This is a genomic window from Enterobacter sp. MALB-1 (assembly GCF_041021625.1).
Taxonomy (GTDB): Bacteria; Pseudomonadota; Gammaproteobacteria; order Enterobacterales; family Enterobacteriaceae; genus Enterobacter; species Enterobacter oligotrophicus.
In genome coordinates, this window is record NZ_JBDPJL010000001.1 from 3,994,591 (window position 1) to 4,010,427 (window position 15,837).

The window sequence follows — 15,837 nt, forward strand, 5'->3', positions numbered from 1 at the left end:
TACCTTGTTAAACTCATTTAAACTTTCGCTTCAATACATTCTGCCAAAACTGTGGCTCACTCGCCTGGCGGGCTGGGGCGCGAGCAAACGAGCTGGCTGGCTGACCAAACTTGTCATCGACCTTTTCGTGAAATATTACAAGGTCGACATGAAAGAAGCGCAGAAGCCAGATACCGCCAGCTATCGCACTTTCAATGAATTCTTCGTGCGTCCGCTGCGCGACGAAGTACGCCCACTAAATACCGACCCAAACGTGCTGGTCATGCCTGCCGATGGCGTAATCAGCCAGTTGGGAAAAATCGAAGACGATAAAATTCTGCAGGCGAAAGGCCACAACTACAGCCTGGAAGCACTGCTGGCAGGTAACTACCTGATGGCCGATCGGTTCCGTAACGGTTCGTTCGCCACGACCTACCTCTCTCCGCGCGACTATCACCGTGTACATATGCCATGCAACGGCATCCTGCGCGAGATGATTTACGTGCCAGGTGACCTGTTCTCCGTGAACCACCTCACCGCGCAAAACGTCCCAAACCTGTTTGCCCGTAACGAGCGCGTCATCTGCCTCTTTGATACTGAATTTGGCCCAATGGCACAGATTCTGGTGGGTGCTACCATTGTAGGCAGTATCGAAACCGTCTGGGCGGGAACCATCACGCCACCACGCGAAGGCGTGATCAAGCGCTGGACATGGCCTGAAGGCGAAGCGGAAGGCTCTGTGGCTCTGCTGAAAGGTCAGGAGATGGGTCGCTTCAAGCTGGGCTCTACCGTCATTAACCTGTTTGCTCCGGGTAAAGTGAACCTGGTGGAACAGCTGGAGAGCCTTTCCGTCACTAAGCTGGGCCAACCGCTGGCGATCTCTACTGAAACCTTCGTAACACCAGACGCAGAACCTGCGCCGCTGGCGGAAGAAGAGATCAAAGCCGAGCACGATGCCAGCCCGCTGGTAGACGACAAGAAAGACGAAGGCTAACAACAGAAGGATCGCTGACGTGCGCCCGATTATCGTATTACTGATGGCCTGGTGCCTCAGCATGGGGGCGTACGCGGCGACAGCCCCCGACGCCAAACAGATAACCCAGGAACTGGAGCAGGCAAAAGCGGCAAAACCCGCTCAGCCAGAGACGGTCGAGTCGCTCCAGTCCGCACTGAATGCGCTTGAGGAACGTAAAGGTTCTCTTGAACGTGCTCAGCAATATCAGCAGGTTATCGACAACTTCCCTAAACTCTCACAAACGCTGCGTTCGCAGCTTAATAACCTGCGCGATGAGCCGCGCGACGTGCCTGTGGGAATGACGTCTGACGCGCTGAATCAGGAGATCCTGCAGGTCAGCAGTCAACTTCTGGAAAAGAGCCGCCTGGCGCAGCAGGAGCAGGAGCGCGCACGTGAAATTGCCGACTCGCTCAGTCAGCTTCCGCAGCAGCAAACCGACGCCCGACGACAGTTAAATGACGTTGAACGTCGCGTCGGCACGCAATCCGGCAATACCCCACAAAGCCAGGCACAAAATCTTGGGCTGCAGGCCGAATCCGCCAGACTCAAAGCGCTGGTCGATGAGCTGGAGCTGGCGCAGTTGTCTGCCAATAACCGTCAGGAGCTGTCGCGCATGCGCGCCGAGCTGGCGCAGAAGCAGAGTCAGCAGCTTGATGCTTACCTGCAGGCTCTGCGAAACCAGCTGAACAGCCAGCGTCAGCGCGAAGCGGAGCGTGCGCTGGAAAGTACCGAACTGCTGGCGGAAAACAGCGCTAACCTGCCTGTCGGGATTGTCGATCAGTTTAAGGTCAACCGCGAACTTTCTGCCGCGCTGAATCAGCAGGCACAGCGTATGGATCTGGTCGCGTCGCAACAGCGTCAGGCGACCAGCCAGACTCTGCAGGTCCGTCAGGCACTCAACACGCTGCGCGAGCAGTCACAGTGGCTGGGTTCATCGAACCTGCTCGGCGAGGCACTGCGCGCGCAGGTTGCTCGCCTGCCGGAGATGCCAAAGCCGCAACAGCTTGATACCGAGATGGCCCAGTTACGCGTCCAGCGCCTGCATTTTGAGGACTTGCTTAACAAGCAGCCGCAAATCCGCCAGCTTCGCCAGGCGGACGGACAACCGCTCACCAGCGAGCAAAACCGTATTCTGGAAGCCCAGTTGCGTACTCAGCGCGAGCTGCTGAACTCCCTGTTGCAGGGCGGCGATACGCTGATCCTTGAGCTGACCAAGCTGAAAGTCTCCAACAGCCAGCTGGAAGATGCGCTGAAAGAGGTGAACGAGGCGACACACCGCTACCTGTTCTGGACGTCCGATGTGCGTCCAATGACTTTCTCCTGGCCGATCGAGATAGTGCAGGATCTGCGCCGCCTGATTTCACTGGATACCTTCAGCCAGTTAGGCCAGGCCAGCATCATGATGTTGACCAGCAAAGAGACCATCTTCCCGCTGCTCGGCGCGATAATTCTGGTTGGCTTCAGTATCTATTCACGCAGGCACTTTACCCGTTTCCTTGAGCGTTCCAGCGCCCGCGTGGGAAAAGTGACCCAGGATCACTTCTGGCTTACGCTACGTACCGTGTTCTGGTCGATTCTCGTCGCCTCGCCGCTGCCAGTGCTGTGGATGACGCTGGGTTACGGCCTGCGTGAAGCCTGGCCTTATCCCCTTGCAGTGGCGATTGGCGATGGCGTAACGGCCACTGTGCCGCTGCTGTGGGTAGTAATGATATGCGCAACGTTCGCCCGTCCCAATGGCCTGTTTATCGCCCACTTTGGCTGGCCGCGTAACCGCGTTGCGCGGGCGATGCGTTATTACCTGATGAGCATCGGGCTTATTGTGCCGCTGATTATGGCGCTGATCATGTTCGATAATCTCAACGACCGTGAATTTTCCGGCTCCTTAGGCCGGCTCTGCTTTATGCTCATTTGCGGAGCATTAGCAATGGTGACGCTAAGCCTGAAACGAGCCGGTATTCCCCTTTACCTCGATAAAACAGGCGGCGGCGAGAACATGTTCAACCGTCTGCTGTGGAACTTGCTGCTCAGCGCACCTCTGGCGGCGATGCTGGCTGCAGCGGTCGGTTATCTTGCCACCGCGCAGGCGCTGCTCGCGCGGCTCGAAACCTCGGTAGCCATCTGGTTCCTGCTGCTTGTGGTTTATCACATTATCCGCCGCTGGATGCTGATCCAGCGGCGGCGTCTGGCCTTCGACCGCGCCAAGCACCGTCGGGCAGAAATTCTTGCCCAGCGTGCGCGGGGTGAAGAGGAGTCCCACCACACCAACAGCACCGAAGGAACGACAGAGGCAGATGACGTTGAGCTGGATCTTGATGCGATCAGTACCCAGTCCTTGCGTCTGGTGCGTTCAATACTGATGCTGATTGCGCTGTTGTCCGTGATTTTCCTGTGGTCAGAGATTCACTCTGCGTTTGGCTTCCTGGAGAACATCTCCCTGTGGGATGTGACCTCTACGGTGCAGGGCGTAGAAAGCCTGGAGCCGATCACATTAGGGGCGGTGCTGATTGCAATTCTGGTACTGATTATCACGACGCAACTGGTACGTAACTTCCCGGCACTGCTTGAGCTGGCGCTGCTTCAGCACCTGGATTTAACGCCCGGCACAGGTTATGCCATTACGACCATTACCAAGTATCTGATCATGTTCTTTGGCGGGCTTGTAGGCTTCTCGATGATTGGCATTGAGTGGTCGAAACTGCAGTGGCTGGTTGCCGCACTCGGTGTGGGATTAGGTTTTGGTTTACAGGAGATCTTCGCCAACTTTATCTCCGGCCTGATCATCCTGTTTGAAAAACCGATTCGTATTGGCGACACGGTGACGATCCGCGATCTGACCGGCAGTATCACCAAAATCAACACCCGAGCAACAACGATCAGCGACTGGGACCGCAAAGAGATCATTGTGCCGAATAAGGCATTTATCACCGAGCAGTTTATCAACTGGTCGTTGTCTGACTCCGTCACGCGTGTGGTACTGACCGTACCAGCCCCGTCCGATGCCAACAGCGAAGAGGTGACGCAGATCCTGTACACCGCGGCGGAACGCTGCTCGCTGGTGATCGACAACCCGGCACCGGAAGTCTTCCTCGTCGATTTGCAGCAAGGGATACAGATTTTCGAATTGCGTATCTACGCTGCCGAAATGGGACACCGTATGCCGCTGCGCCATGAGATCCACCAGTTAATTCTGGCAGGCTTCCGTGAACACGGTATCGATATGCCGTTCCCACCGTTCCAGATGCGTCTGGAAACGCTGGACGGGCGTAAAACGGGAAGAACACTGACGTCAGCAGCGCGAACGCGCCCGGCAGGGAGTTTGTAATCCACACACACCGGCCATCAGTTATGGCTGGTGTTTCTCGCGATGATAATGGCTACAGACAGAATTGATAGCGAATAAAAAATTGCCATAACCAATACGCACTGATAAAAAGAGTTATCAGATAAAGAAACCAATATCGTTTCCTTTTAATAACAATGGCATATATTGCCGGGAAAAATACAGGGAGAGAATAAAAGATCCCTACATCACGGATGTCATCATTTTCAATATAGTTCATCAGATCGCAAATATTTTTTATATCACCTTGACCTATCCACCACTCTTTATCCTGAACAGAGCAGAATACAATCCAGAACAGAGAGGCAATGAACCATAAAAAACTTAGCGTGAAAACTTTCCAGGACATTACTCGCTCTCCAGTATTTTCATTATAGTCTGCTTTTTTTCAATAATTCGGCGACCATACTCGCTGTATTCTCGTGTTGGAGATCCTATCTTATCATGAATAGAATTAGTTATATTGCTTGCATTTCTCTGTATCCCTCGATTATAACGTGAACCAGCAAGTATAATTTGTTCATCGGTAAGAGTAGCAGTATTGATCCCAGGATTATCGTACAGAATTAAGTCACGTAAATGGAAGGCGACTATTCGAATATTGAAGCCGTTGTTTAATAAACATTGAGCAAGTCTATACTGTTGAAAATGGTCCAGAGATTCAGGATCAATACCCAAAGTTTGCGCAGCGACACCAAGCTGTATAGCGATAGATCCAACTGAGGTTTTATTTGAGTATTTATTCTTTTTGTGTAATACCTCGTCTATGACCTGCCTGGCTTGTAGAACACCTGTTCCTTTGAATCTTTCCGGCATTCCGCCTACCTCTGATACTGCAACACCAGCAAGCAACAGCACAGGAATCTCTGCTTCTTTTGCATACTGCTTAATCATATTCTTATGATATATAAGCCATGCACTCTTATAAATCCATAAATATGCGTCACCCGTCATAAAGTTCCAATCGGTGGGGATCATATACCAACGAAAAGCGTCAAAGCCATCCCAGTGTGGGAATCCATATTCATCAACCTTACAAAAAAGCAGCGTTTCATTCATGAACTCAAATCCATTTTTTATACTTAACGCACTCGTCATCACACCCATATCACCCGAAAGTATCGGGTGATATCACTTACAGCCCAACTATTATTCCGCGGCCCACTCGCGCGATTCTGCCGCCCGACGGCGGTAATTCTCATAAATCCCCATCGCCAGCAGCGAGAAGAAGATCGGGCCGCCGACCATCCACAGTGCGCTGTTCCAGTCATTCGCCTCAATCACTGGCTGGATAACGGTAAAGATATTGGCAAACGCCACCACCAGCACCACAACGGTGGTCGCCAGCAGCGTTGCGGTACGAGTTTTGAAAATCACAAACGGGCGCTCAAGATCCTGCTTCGCCTTAAAGAACGGGAACGCCAGCGTCAGGAACAGATAAGGCAGCGTCATTGATACGTTCGCCATCAGGGTCAGTTTGTTATAAAACGCCGACGCGGTATCGCCACCAAATGACACCAGCAGAATGAACACGCACACCAGCAGGCACTGCATCCACATCGCGTTGGCAGGCATACCGGCAGTATTCAACTGCGTCATGCGTGAGGGCCACAGCGCTTTTGGCGTGCCCTGAATAATCGCTTTCAGCGGCGAGTAAATCAGTGTGAAGAACGCCCCGGTATAGGCGAGGAACATAGACAACCCGGTAATGCGCGCAAACCAGATCCCCATCGTGGTGGCTGCGTCAGGCGTCAGGTGCATTGCCTGACCAAGCGTCATGCCCAGGCTTTTCATCAGTACATAGGTGATGTTGCCGAGGTTTGTGGTGTTGTTACTCAGAACCTGCTGCCAGTTGGTGCTGACACCCCACAGGAAAATCGCCAGCGAGTAGCCAATGGAGATCACGATCGCAGCGAAAATAATGCCTTTGGCGAAGTTCTTTTCCGGGTTTTCGGTCTTGTCGACGAGGCCACCCACCGCCTCAATGCCACCGTAGGCAAAAATAGCAAACACCACGAACGAGAGCATAGCGAGGCCGGACTGATAACCCGGATTAGGCGACGAAACAAAATTCACCTCCTGGGCGAAATGCCCGCCATTCAGGCACAGGATTGCAATGCTCACCAGTAACAGCACCAGGTTCAGACACATGACGGCAATCCCCCCCACCGCCGTAATGCGGGCGATTTTGTTGATGCCTTTAGATGCCACCAGCGTCACCACCACCATCCAGCAGACCGCCAGAATACCGACCACCTGCGTGGAACTCAGGCCAGCCAGCGACCAGACCTGCGTTTTATCGGTGCCGAACAGAAACGTCGAGAACGGCACCCAGACTTTAGCAGCGGTACTGACCATCCAGACGACGTAAGAGGAGAACCACATGAATGTGCCGATAAAGGCATAACGTGGGCCAACGCTGTTGTTCATCCAGGAGTAGATGCCGCCCTCTTCTTTACGATAGGCCGAGCCCATTTCAGCCATCATCAGCGCAAACGGGATAAAGAAGAACAGAGCAGAGACAATGTAGAACGGCGTTGCGCTATACCCCATCAGGTAGAACGCAGACGGGCTGTTCGCAAAACCAAAGACTGATGTGAAGATCATCAGAATGAGCCCGGTCAGGGTCATTTTTTTAATTGAGTGGGACATGTAACCATCCGAAGGAGAAATAAACTGCGCGGATGTTATCAGATGACCAGACAAAAATTGTGGCTATACGGGTCAAATTAAGAAATTGACCTGTGTATAGAGAAAGTGGCAGTTTTTAATGTTGTTGTGCGGAAATGGAAAGGAAGGTTGCCACAGGGAGCGTAGGCCGGGTAAGCGCAGCGCCACCCGGCATCTTTTTAGGCGCGATCGACCGTAAAGGCAATCACATCGCCAAGCTGTTCAGCGCCCAGCGCCAGCATCACCAGACGATCCACACCCAGCGCCACGCCGGAGCAATCCGGCAGACCTGCTTTGAGCGCCTCAAGAAGGTTTGTGTCAATCGGCTGCTGCGGCAAACCGCGCGCATTGCGTTTGCGGTTATCCTGCTCGAAACGCTGCTGCTGTTCGCGCGCGTCGGTCAGTTCATGGAAGCCATTCGCCAGTTCAATCCCTTTGTAATAGACCTCAAAACGTTCTGCCACACGATGATCTTCGGTACTGATCTCCGCCAGCGACGCCTGGCTTGCCGGGAAGTGATAGACAAATGTCGGGCGATCTTTGCCAATCTGCGGCTCTACGCCAAAGGTGAACAGCAGTTGCAGCAGTGTGTCGCGGTCTTCTTCGGTATCCGCCACGTTGCTCAGATCCAGCTTAGCCGCCACCTCACGCAGTTGGGTTTTATCCGCGGAAAGAGGATCGATCTCCAGATGGCGCTGGAACGCCTGCTGGTAGGAAAGCGTTTCAGCCTCAGAGCAATCCAGCACCTGCTGCAGCAGATCGTCCACCTCGTTCATCAGACGGTACATGTCGTAATGCGGACGATACCACTCCAGCATGGTGAATTCCGGATTATGATGCCGCCCCATCTCTTCATTACGGAAGCTACGGCACAGCTGATACACCGGGCCACATCCCGCCGCCAGCAGGCGCTTCATGTGGTATTCCGGGCTGGTCATCAGATACAGGTTCATGCCCTGAGAGTGGCCAGGACCAACAAAACGGGTTTCAAACGGGACCAGATGAATATCCGTTACCGTTGCCTGACTCATGCACGGGGTTTCCACCTCCAGGACGCCGCGATCGGCAAAGAAGCGGCGGATCTCCGCCATAATTGCTGCGCGTTTTAACAGGTTTGGGATGGATGCGCTCGGCTGCCAGGTGGCCGTTTCGCTCATGAGTGTTTCTCCGATTTCAGACAAGGGCACGAAGTCTACTCGTAAGCCGGGGCGGAGACAAATTTTGCGCAGTAAAAGCGCCCTTTTCATTACGCAGAAAAATAACGTGACGAAATTCATCAATCACGATGATAAATCACCGCACATAACAGCAAAAAAATCGAACACGTCAAATTTCCCTCACATCCATACGGTTATACTGTTTTACCCATAAAGGAGCAGTGGAATCGCTTTCGCAATCGTCCGTTCGGACAGGTGAGCTACCTTTAGTTCACGCGTTGCGGAAAAACAAAAATCTGGAGGAATGTCGTGCAAACTTTTCATGCCGATCTTGCCGTAATAGGCGCTGGCGGAGCTGGATTACGTGCTGCAATTGCTGCCGCGCAAGCCAATCCAAACGCTAAAATCGCACTGATTTCAAAAGTCTATCCCATGCGCAGCCATACGGTTGCCGCAGAAGGAGGGTCCGCCGCCGTCGCGCAGGATCATGACAGCTTCGAATACCATTTCCACGACACGGTTGCAGGGGGCGACTGGCTTTGCGAGCAGGATGTCGTTGACTACTTCGTGCATCATTGCCCTACGGAAATGACCCAGCTTGAGCAGTGGGGATGTCCGTGGAGCCGTCGTCCGGATGGCAGCGTCAACGTTCGCCGCTTCGGCGGGATGAAGATCGAACGCACCTGGTTCGCCGCCGATAAAACCGGCTTCCACATGCTGCATACCCTCTTCCAGACCTCCCTACAGTTCCCGCAAATTCAACGCTTTGACGAACATTTCGTCCTCGACATTCTGGTTGATGACGGACATGCGCGTGGTCTGGTGGCGATGAACATGATGGAAGGCACGCTTGTCCAGATCCGCGCGAATGCGGTGGTGATGGCTACGGGCGGTGCGGGCCGTGTTTATCGTTATAACACCAATGGCGGCATCGTCACCGGCGACGGCATGGGCATGGCGCTCAGCCACGGCGTGCCGCTGCGCGATATGGAGTTCGTGCAGTATCACCCAACCGGCCTGCCGGGCTCCGGCATTCTGATGACGGAAGGCTGCCGCGGTGAAGGCGGTATTCTGGTTAACAAAAACGGTTACCGTTATTTGCAGGATTACGGCATGGGCCCGGAAACCCCGCTCGGTGAACCGAAGAACAAATATATGGAACTCGGCCCACGCGACAAAGTGTCTCAGGCCTTCTGGCACGAGTGGCGCAAGGGCAACACGATCTCTACACCGCGCGGCGACGTGGTCCACCTCGATCTGCGTCATCTGGGCGAGAAGAAACTGCTGGAGCGTCTGCCGTTCATCTGTGAACTGGCGAAAGCCTACGTGGGCGTCGATCCGGTGAAAGAGCCGATTCCGGTGCGTCCAACGGCGCACTACACCATGGGCGGGATTGAAACCGATCAGCAGTGCGAAACCCGCATTAAAGGGCTTTTTGCCGTGGGCGAGTGCTCCTCCGTGGGCTTACACGGTGCGAACCGTCTGGGTTCGAACTCACTGGCTGAGCTGGTGGTCTTTGGCCGTATGGCGGGCGAGCGCGCAATGGAGCGAGCAGCAACCGCGGGCGAAGCCAACAGCGCCGCGCTGGATGCACAGGTCACGGACGTCGAAAAGCGCCTGAAAGATCTGGTGAACCAGGAAGGCAACGAAAACTGGTCGAAAATCCGCGACGAAATGGGCCTGTCGATGGAAGAAGGCTGCGGTATTTACCGCACCCCAGAGCTGATGCAGAAAACCGTCGACAAGCTGGCGGAGCTGCAGGAGCGCTTTAAGCGCGTGCGCATCACCGACACCTCCAGCGTCTTCAATACCGATCTGCTCTATACCATCGAGCTGGGTCATGGCCTGAACGTGGCGGAATGTATGGCGCACTCTGCGCTGGCGCGCAAAGAGTCACGCGGGGCGCACCAGCGTCTGGATGAAGGCTGCACCGAACGTGACGACGTCAATTTCCTGAAACACACCCTCGCCTGGCGCGACGCGGATGGCACCACACGTCTGGACTACAGCGACGTGAAAATCACCACGCTGCCACCGGCTAAACGCGTGTACGGTGCAGAAGCAGAAGCCGCCGAGAAGAAGGAGAAGGCGAATGGCTGAGATGCAAAAACTGAAAGTTGAAGTGGTGCGCTACAACCCGGAAGTAGACACCGCACCGCACAGCGCTTTCTATGAAGTCCCTTATGACGAGCAAACCTCTCTGCTGGATGCGCTCGGCTACATCAAAGACAACCTGGCACCAGATCTCAGCTACCGCTGGTCTTGCCGCATGGCAATCTGCGGCTCCTGCGGCATGATGGTCAACAAAGTGCCGAAACTGGCGTGTAAAACCTTCCTGCGCGATTACACCAAAGGCCTCAAGGTTGAAGCACTGGGTAACTTCCCGATCGAGCGCGATCTGGTGGTCGATATGACCCACTTTATCGAAAGCCTGGAAGCGATTAAGCCTTACATCATTGGCAACCCGCGCACACCGGAGCAGGGGCCAAACACCCAGACACCTGCGCAGATGGCGAAGTACCACCAGTTTTCCGGCTGCATCAACTGCGGGCTGTGTTATGCCGCGTGCCCACAGTTTGGCCTGAATCCGGAGTTCATCGGTCCGGCCGCCATTACCCTGGCACACCGCTATAACGAGGACAGCCGCGACCACGGCAAAAAAGAACGTATGGCGCAGCTTAACAGCCAGAACGGCGTCTGGAGCTGTACTTTTGTGGGTTACTGCTCCGAAGTCTGTCCGAAGCACGTCGACCCGGCCGCTGCTATTCAGCAGGGTAAAGTGGAAAGCTCGAAAGACTTTCTTATCGCTACCCTGAAACCACGCTAAGGAGTGCATGATGACGACTAAACGCAAAGCCTATGTGCGGCCGATGCCGTCCACCTGGTGGAAAAAACTGCCGTTTTATCGCTTCTATATGCTGCGTGAAGGCACTGCGGTTCCGGCTGTCTGGTTCAGCCTTGAGCTACTGTACGGTGTTTTTGCCCTCAAACACGGCCCTGAAACCTGGGCCAGTTTTGTCGGTTTTCTGCAAAACCCGATCATTGTGATCCTGAACCTGATCGTGCTTGCGGCGGCACTGCTTCATACCAAAACCTGGTTTGAACTGGCTCCAAAAGCGGCGAACATCATTGTAAAAAGCGAGAAAATGGGGCCAGAGCCAATCATCAAAGGGCTCTGGGGAGTGACGGCCATTGTCACCGTGGTCATCCTGTTTATCGCACTGTTCTGGTAAGGAGACTACTGTGATCAATCCAAATCCAAAACGTTCTGACGAGCCGGTCTTCTGGGGCCTGTTTGGCGCAGGCGGTATGTGGAGCGCTATTATTGCGCCGGTGATTATCCTGCTGGTTGGCATTATGTTGCCGCTGGGGCTGTTTCCGGGTGATGCGCTGAGCTACGAGCGCGTGCTGGCGTTTGCGGGCAGCTTTATTGGCCGCGTGTTCATCTTCCTGATGATCGTCCTGCCGCTGTGGTGCGGACTGCACCGCATTCACCACGCGATGCACGATCTGAAAATCCATGTACCGAGCGGTAAATGGGTGTTCTACGGTCTGGCGACGATCCTGACCGTGGTGACGCTGATCGCCGTGGTGACCATCTGATTAATCAAACCCGCCACCCGGCGGGTTTTTTACTTCTGCATTTTCCCCACCAGCCACTGTGAAAACTCACGCATCGCGGGAGTTTCCGCCCGTGACTGCAGTCTTGTCAGCCAGTAACTGCCGAGGTCAATTTGCGTCGTGAATGGCTGCACAATGCGTTCGTTGTTAAGCAGATGAGTAAACATATCCACAGGCGCGATGGCAATCCCCACGCCAGCCTGCGCAGCTTCGAGCATAGTGACGGACGAATCAAATACCATCACCCGATGCATCGGTGACGGAGGATGTTCACCCGCTGCCTGCATCCACGCAGACCATTCATCGCGTCGATAGGAACGCAGCAGCGTAAACTTCAGGATATCGGCTGGTGTTTTTAGCCCGGCGGCGATCTCAGGCGAGCAAAGCGGGGCCAGCGGCGCAGGGCAAAGAAATTCAGCATCGGTTCCATGCCACGCTCCGCCACCGTAGCGGATCGTATAATCCAGCCCTTCAGCCGCCGGATCAACGCGATTGTTATGGGTCGAAAGATGAAGATCAATATGCGGATAGCCGCGACGGAAATCATCCAGCAGCGAAAATAAAACGCCTGTGGCAAAGGTCCCCACCACGCCAATTTTCAGCTTTTCCAGAGCGCGATGACTGGCAAAGCGATCCAGCATTCCGGCGATCCGATCGAACGAATCGTTCAGTACCGGCAGCAAATTTTCACCTTCTGTTGTCAACATCAGCCCGCGCGACACGCGGACAAACAGCTGACAATTCAGATGCTGCTCCAGCGCCTTAACGTGCTGGCTGATGGCGGAATGGGTTACATTCAGCTCTATGGCAGCGTGCGTAAAACTGAGGTGCCTTGCAGCCGCCTCGAAAGCACGAAGCGAATTAAGCGGGAGATAACTGCGCGTCATTGCCACATCCGTTAGAAAAATTAACATCTAATGCTAAATTTAACCGTTTGTCAGCGACAGTCAAATTGAACAGACTACGTGTGTCTGACGGGCCCGGACACACCTTTGACTCTCTATTACGGAAGATAACTGATGATGAAAAAATCCCTTTGCTGTGCCCTGCTGCTCAGCACCTCATGTTCTGTGTTCGCCGCGCCGATGTCAGAAAAACAGCTAGCTGAGGTGGTGGAACGTACCATTTCGCCCCTGATGAAAGCGCAGGCCATTCCGGGTATGGCGGTAGCCGTGATTTATCAGGGTCAGCCGCACTATTTCACCTTCGGCAAAGCCGATGTCGCTGCGAACAAACCCGTCACACCACAAACGTTGTTTGAGGTGGGTTCTGTCAGCAAAACTTTCACCGGGGTACTGGGTGGCGATGCCGTTGCTCGTGGCGAGATTTCGCTGAACGATCCGGCAACAAAATACTGGCCTGAACTGACGAGCGGACAGTGGCAGGGCATTCGTCTGCTGGACCTGGCGACTTACACCGCCGGTGGCCTGCCCTTGCAGGTTCCGGATGAGGTAACGGATAACGCTTCTCTGCTGCGCTTCTATCAAAACTGGCAGCCACAGTGGAAGCCAGGCACCACTCGCTTGTATGCAAACGCCAGCATCGGTCTCTTTGGTGCACTTGCGGTTAAACCTTCCGGCATGCGCTTTGAGCAGGCTATGACGGAGCGAGTCTTTAAGCCGCTAAAGCTGAATCATACCTGGATTAACGTCCCGAAAGCAGAAGAGCCGCACTACGCCTGGGGTTATCGTGAAGGTAAAGCCGTCCACGTTTCGCCGGGTATGCTCGATGCAGAAGCCTATGGCGTTAAAACCAACGTGGAAGATATGGCGGAATGGGTAAGGGTTAATATGCGACCTGACACCCTTCAGGATGCTTCGCTGAAGCAGGGTATTACCCTCGCGCAGTCGCGCTACTGGCGCGTGGGTTCCATGTATCAGGGGCTGGGCTGGGAGATGCTTAACTGGCCTGTTAACGCCAAAACAGTGGTCGATGGCAGCGACAATAAGGTGGCACTTGCACCGTTGCCTGCAGTAGAAGTGAATCCGCCAGCACCACCGGTAAAAGCATCCTGGGTGCATAAAACGGGTTCAACGGGCGGCTTTGGCAGCTACGTGGCCTTTATCCCTGAAAAGCAAATCGGCATCGTAATGCTGGCAAATAAAAGCTATCCGAACCCGGCGCGGGTGGAAACGGCTTACCGTATTTTGAGCGCTCTGCAGTAAAACCCTGCCGGGTGGCGGCTTCGCCTTACCCGGCCTACGAGGTCCATGCGTTGTGTTGGCCGGGTAAGCGCAGCGCCACCCGGCGAAACATCCCGCACATTGCTCCGCTTTTTTCCTGCTGTCATCTACACTTAACAAAAAACAGTAAGGAAACACCTATGCGCATTCTGCCTGTTATCGCCGCAGTGACAGCCGCGTTTTTAGTGGTGGCCTGCAGTTCCCCTACCCCGCCTCCTGGCGTGACCGTCGTCAGTCATTTCGACGCCCAACGCTTCCTCGGAACATGGTATGAGATCGCCCGCCTGGACCATCGGTTCGAACGGGGTTTAGAGAAAGTCACAGCAAATTACAGCTCGATGGATGACGGTGGTATTCAGGTCATCAATCGTGGCTATAACCCTGATCGTGAGATGTGGCAGCAGTCAACGGGTAAAGCGTACTTTACCGGCGACCCGAGCAGGGCCGCACTGAAAGTCTCGTTTATTGGGCCGTTCTATGGCGGTTATAACGTCATTGCCCTGGACCGGGAGTATCGCCACGCGCTGGTCTGTGGGCCGAATCGCAACTATCTGTGGATTCTCTCCCGCACGCCGACCATTTCACCCGAAATGAAACAGCAAATGCTGGACGTGGCGACCCGTCAGGGGTTCGATGTGTCGAAATTAATCTGGGTTGAACAACCGCATTAATGCGTACTGAGCTTCAACCCAATAATCCCCGCCACAATTAACGCGAGGCTGACGATACGCGCCAGACTCGCTGACTCTCCCAGCAACAAAATGCCCGTAATCGCTGCACCCACCGCGCCAATTCCCGTCCAGACGGCATACGCTGTCCCCACGGGCAGGGAACGCATCGCCCATGACAACAGGACGATACTCACAATCATCGCCGTAATGGTAATGACACTGGGCGTCAGGCGGGTAAAACCGTGGGTATACTTCAGACCAATTGCCCATACCACTTCGAGCAGACCGGCAATAAATAGAACAATCCAGGACATAGCAGGCTCCTTAACTTAAATGCAAGTTGGGGCCGTCCCCGATGAAAGAAGCGCTTACGGGTCGTCCCGCAAGGCAGAGATCACGGGTCATATTTTGGTTAGCGTGCGATTTTTTTTCAATCCTTTTGTGCTGAACGCGTTAAGGCAAGAAATAGCCTCAGTATGCCGCGTAGTTCAGGCATTTATCGCTCATCCGACTTCCCTATGATGGTGTGCTTTCTGATGGCAGGAAGCCAAACCTCTAGCCGACTGCGAATCTATTATGTTCAAAATTCTTTTGATTGACCGTTGTCACTTCACCCGTGCGGGATTTGAAGCATGGCTCAATCATTCTGGTCTGTTCCCTGGTCACTTCGTTGTGACCGGGCTGAATAACCTTTTTCTCGCCAGAGAGCATATTCTGCAATGGAAACCGACGCTGGTCATCGCTGACTTACACGGTTTCCGACAAGATATTCACCATTTCCAGCAGCTCTCATCACTGTTGATTGCCAGTGAAACATTGCCTTTTATTCTGCTGCAGTCGGGGGAAGCACAGGACATGTCAGACTATCTGGCGCAGTTCCCGGTCTGGTCTTCTCTGTTAAAGAAAACTGACCTTGAGGCACTGGCGGGCGTCATTAATGATGCGCTTACATCATGTGCAAGCGTTGAAATACCGCAGGCTGCTGCCCCCTTGCTCACCCGGCAGGAGGAGAAAGTGCTGAATTTATGGATGGACGGCGCGAGCAACCAGAAGATTGCCAGCCATCTGAGCATCAACGGGAAAACGGTTTATACCTACAAACGAAATATCCGTATGAAACTGCATATGGATACGCGCTTCTCCCCGTTTTTATCTCTGCAGGAAGTGGAGAATTGACGGTACGGTGAACGTTACGCGCCGT

General features: G+C 54.0%; 15 protein-coding genes. 9 read left to right on the forward strand and 6 right to left on the reverse strand.

The window, feature by feature from the left end:
- Window positions 1–4: 4 nt before the first annotated feature.
- Window positions 5–973, forward strand: coding sequence for an archaetidylserine decarboxylase (gene asd / locus ABGB15_RS19150; RefSeq protein WP_215723881.1), 969 nt, complete (start codon window positions 5–7; stop codon window positions 971–973).
- A gap of 19 nt (window positions 974–992) precedes the next feature.
- The gene (gene mscM, locus ABGB15_RS19155) at window positions 993–4,316 is read left to right on the forward strand and encodes a miniconductance mechanosensitive channel MscM (RefSeq protein WP_152083187.1); all 3,324 of its coding nucleotides are present in this window, start codon (window positions 993–995) and stop codon (window positions 4,314–4,316) included.
- Window positions 4,317–4,368: 52 nt separating this feature from the next.
- Here the strand turns inward: mscM and ABGB15_RS19160 are convergent, their stop codons facing one another.
- The 4 genes from ABGB15_RS19160 to epmA form a co-directional block, all read right to left on the reverse strand.
- The gene (locus ABGB15_RS19160) at window positions 4,369–4,683 is read right to left on the reverse strand and encodes a YjeO family protein (protein ID WP_369064264.1); all 315 of its coding nucleotides are present in this window, start codon (window positions 4,681–4,683) and stop codon (window positions 4,369–4,371) included.
- Window positions 4,683–5,393 (reverse strand): hypothetical protein, encoded by a 711-nt coding sequence (locus ABGB15_RS19165; protein ID WP_152083185.1) that lies wholly within the window; start codon window positions 5,391–5,393, stop codon window positions 4,683–4,685. Before ABGB15_RS19165 ends, ABGB15_RS19160 begins: the two co-directional genes overlap by 1 nt.
- A gap of 90 nt (window positions 5,394–5,483) precedes the next feature.
- Complete coding sequence (gene yjeM / locus ABGB15_RS19170) at window positions 5,484–6,986, reverse strand: glutamate/gamma-aminobutyrate family transporter YjeM (protein WP_152083184.1); 1,503 nt, start codon at window positions 6,984–6,986, stop codon at window positions 5,484–5,486.
- Between the two features lie 197 nt (window positions 6,987–7,183).
- Window positions 7,184–8,161 (reverse strand): elongation factor P--(R)-beta-lysine ligase, encoded by a 978-nt coding sequence (gene epmA / locus ABGB15_RS19175; RefSeq protein WP_152083183.1) that lies wholly within the window; start codon window positions 8,159–8,161, stop codon window positions 7,184–7,186.
- 309 nt (window positions 8,162–8,470) lie between these two features.
- Here epmA and frdA point away from each other — a divergent pair, with 309 nt between their 5' ends.
- Genes frdA through frdD form a run of 4 tightly spaced genes read left to right on the forward strand, consistent with a single transcriptional unit; the run spans window position 8,471 to window position 11,764 of the window.
- Complete coding sequence (gene frdA / locus ABGB15_RS19180) at window positions 8,471–10,261, forward strand: fumarate reductase (quinol) flavoprotein subunit (protein ID WP_152083182.1); 1,791 nt, start codon at window positions 8,471–8,473, stop codon at window positions 10,259–10,261.
- Window positions 10,254–10,988, forward strand: coding sequence for a fumarate reductase iron-sulfur protein (gene frdB, locus ABGB15_RS19185; RefSeq protein WP_152083181.1), 735 nt, complete (start codon window positions 10,254–10,256; stop codon window positions 10,986–10,988). The genes frdA and frdB overlap by 8 nt, the downstream gene beginning before the upstream one ends.
- A 10-nt stretch (window positions 10,989–10,998) precedes the next feature.
- A complete protein-coding gene (frdC, locus tag ABGB15_RS19190; protein WP_152084458.1) occupies window positions 10,999–11,394 on the forward strand; it encodes a fumarate reductase subunit FrdC in 396 nt (131 codons plus the stop codon).
- 10 nt (window positions 11,395–11,404) lie between these two features.
- Complete coding sequence (gene frdD, locus ABGB15_RS19195; protein WP_013095272.1) at window positions 11,405–11,764, forward strand: fumarate reductase subunit FrdD; 360 nt, start codon at window positions 11,405–11,407, stop codon at window positions 11,762–11,764.
- A gap of 29 nt (window positions 11,765–11,793) precedes the next feature.
- Here the strand turns inward: frdD and ampR are convergent, their stop codons facing one another.
- Window positions 11,794–12,669, reverse strand: coding sequence for a LysR family transcriptional regulator AmpR (ampR, locus tag ABGB15_RS19200; RefSeq protein WP_215723882.1), 876 nt, complete (start codon window positions 12,667–12,669; stop codon window positions 11,794–11,796).
- 132 nt (window positions 12,670–12,801) lie between these two features.
- On the opposite strand from ampR, the gene blaACT reads away from it, so the two are divergent.
- Window positions 12,802–13,947 (forward strand): ACT family cephalosporin-hydrolyzing class C beta-lactamase, encoded by a 1,146-nt coding sequence (gene blaACT, locus ABGB15_RS19205; RefSeq protein WP_215723883.1) that lies wholly within the window; start codon window positions 12,802–12,804, stop codon window positions 13,945–13,947.
- A gap of 158 nt (window positions 13,948–14,105) precedes the next feature.
- The gene (locus tag ABGB15_RS19210) at window positions 14,106–14,636 is read left to right on the forward strand and encodes a lipocalin family protein (protein ID WP_215723884.1); all 531 of its coding nucleotides are present in this window, start codon (window positions 14,106–14,108) and stop codon (window positions 14,634–14,636) included.
- Here ABGB15_RS19210 and sugE read toward each other — a convergent pair.
- A complete protein-coding gene (sugE, locus tag ABGB15_RS19215) occupies window positions 14,633–14,950 on the reverse strand; it encodes a quaternary ammonium compound efflux SMR transporter SugE (RefSeq protein WP_215723885.1) in 318 nt (105 codons plus the stop codon). The genes ABGB15_RS19210 and sugE overlap by 4 nt on opposite strands.
- 262 nt (window positions 14,951–15,212) lie before the next feature.
- On the opposite strand from sugE, the gene ABGB15_RS19220 reads away from it, so the two are divergent.
- Window positions 15,213–15,812, forward strand: a complete 600-nt coding sequence (locus tag ABGB15_RS19220) for a LuxR C-terminal-related transcriptional regulator (protein WP_152083176.1) — start codon at window positions 15,213–15,215, stop codon at window positions 15,810–15,812.
- Window positions 15,813–15,837: the final 25 nt, after the last annotated feature.

What these genes read in the sequence shown, in the direction of transcription:
- ABGB15_RS19160 (WP_369064264.1), bottom strand. Translation starts at nt 4,683, where the DNA reads ATGTCCTGGAAAGTTTTCACGCTAAGTTTTTTATGGTTCATTGCCTCT.
- ABGB15_RS19165 (WP_152083185.1), bottom strand. Translation starts at nt 5,393, where the DNA reads ATGAATGAAACGCTGCTTTTTTGTAAGGTTGATGAATATGGATTCCCA.
- yjeM (WP_152083184.1), bottom strand. Translation starts at nt 6,986, where the DNA reads ATGTCCCACTCAATTAAAAAAATGACCCTGACCGGGCTCATTCTGATG.
- epmA (WP_152083183.1), bottom strand. Translation starts at nt 8,161, where the DNA reads ATGAGCGAAACGGCCACCTGGCAGCCGAGCGCATCCATCCCAAACCTG.
- frdB (WP_152083181.1), top strand. Translation starts at nt 10,254, where the DNA reads ATGGCTGAGATGCAAAAACTGAAAGTTGAAGTGGTGCGCTACAACCCG.
- frdC (WP_152084458.1), top strand. Translation starts at nt 10,999, where the DNA reads ATGACGACTAAACGCAAAGCCTATGTGCGGCCGATGCCGTCCACCTGG.
- ampR (WP_215723882.1), bottom strand. Translation starts at nt 12,669, where the DNA reads ATGACGCGCAGTTATCTCCCGCTTAATTCGCTTCGTGCTTTCGAGGCG.
- blaACT (WP_215723883.1), top strand. Translation starts at nt 12,802, where the DNA reads ATGATGAAAAAATCCCTTTGCTGTGCCCTGCTGCTCAGCACCTCATGT.
- ABGB15_RS19210 (WP_215723884.1), top strand. Translation starts at nt 14,106, where the DNA reads ATGCGCATTCTGCCTGTTATCGCCGCAGTGACAGCCGCGTTTTTAGTG.
- sugE (WP_215723885.1), bottom strand. Translation starts at nt 14,950, where the DNA reads ATGTCCTGGATTGTTCTATTTATTGCCGGTCTGCTCGAAGTGGTATGG.
- ABGB15_RS19220 (WP_152083176.1), top strand. Translation starts at nt 15,213, where the DNA reads ATGTTCAAAATTCTTTTGATTGACCGTTGTCACTTCACCCGTGCGGGA.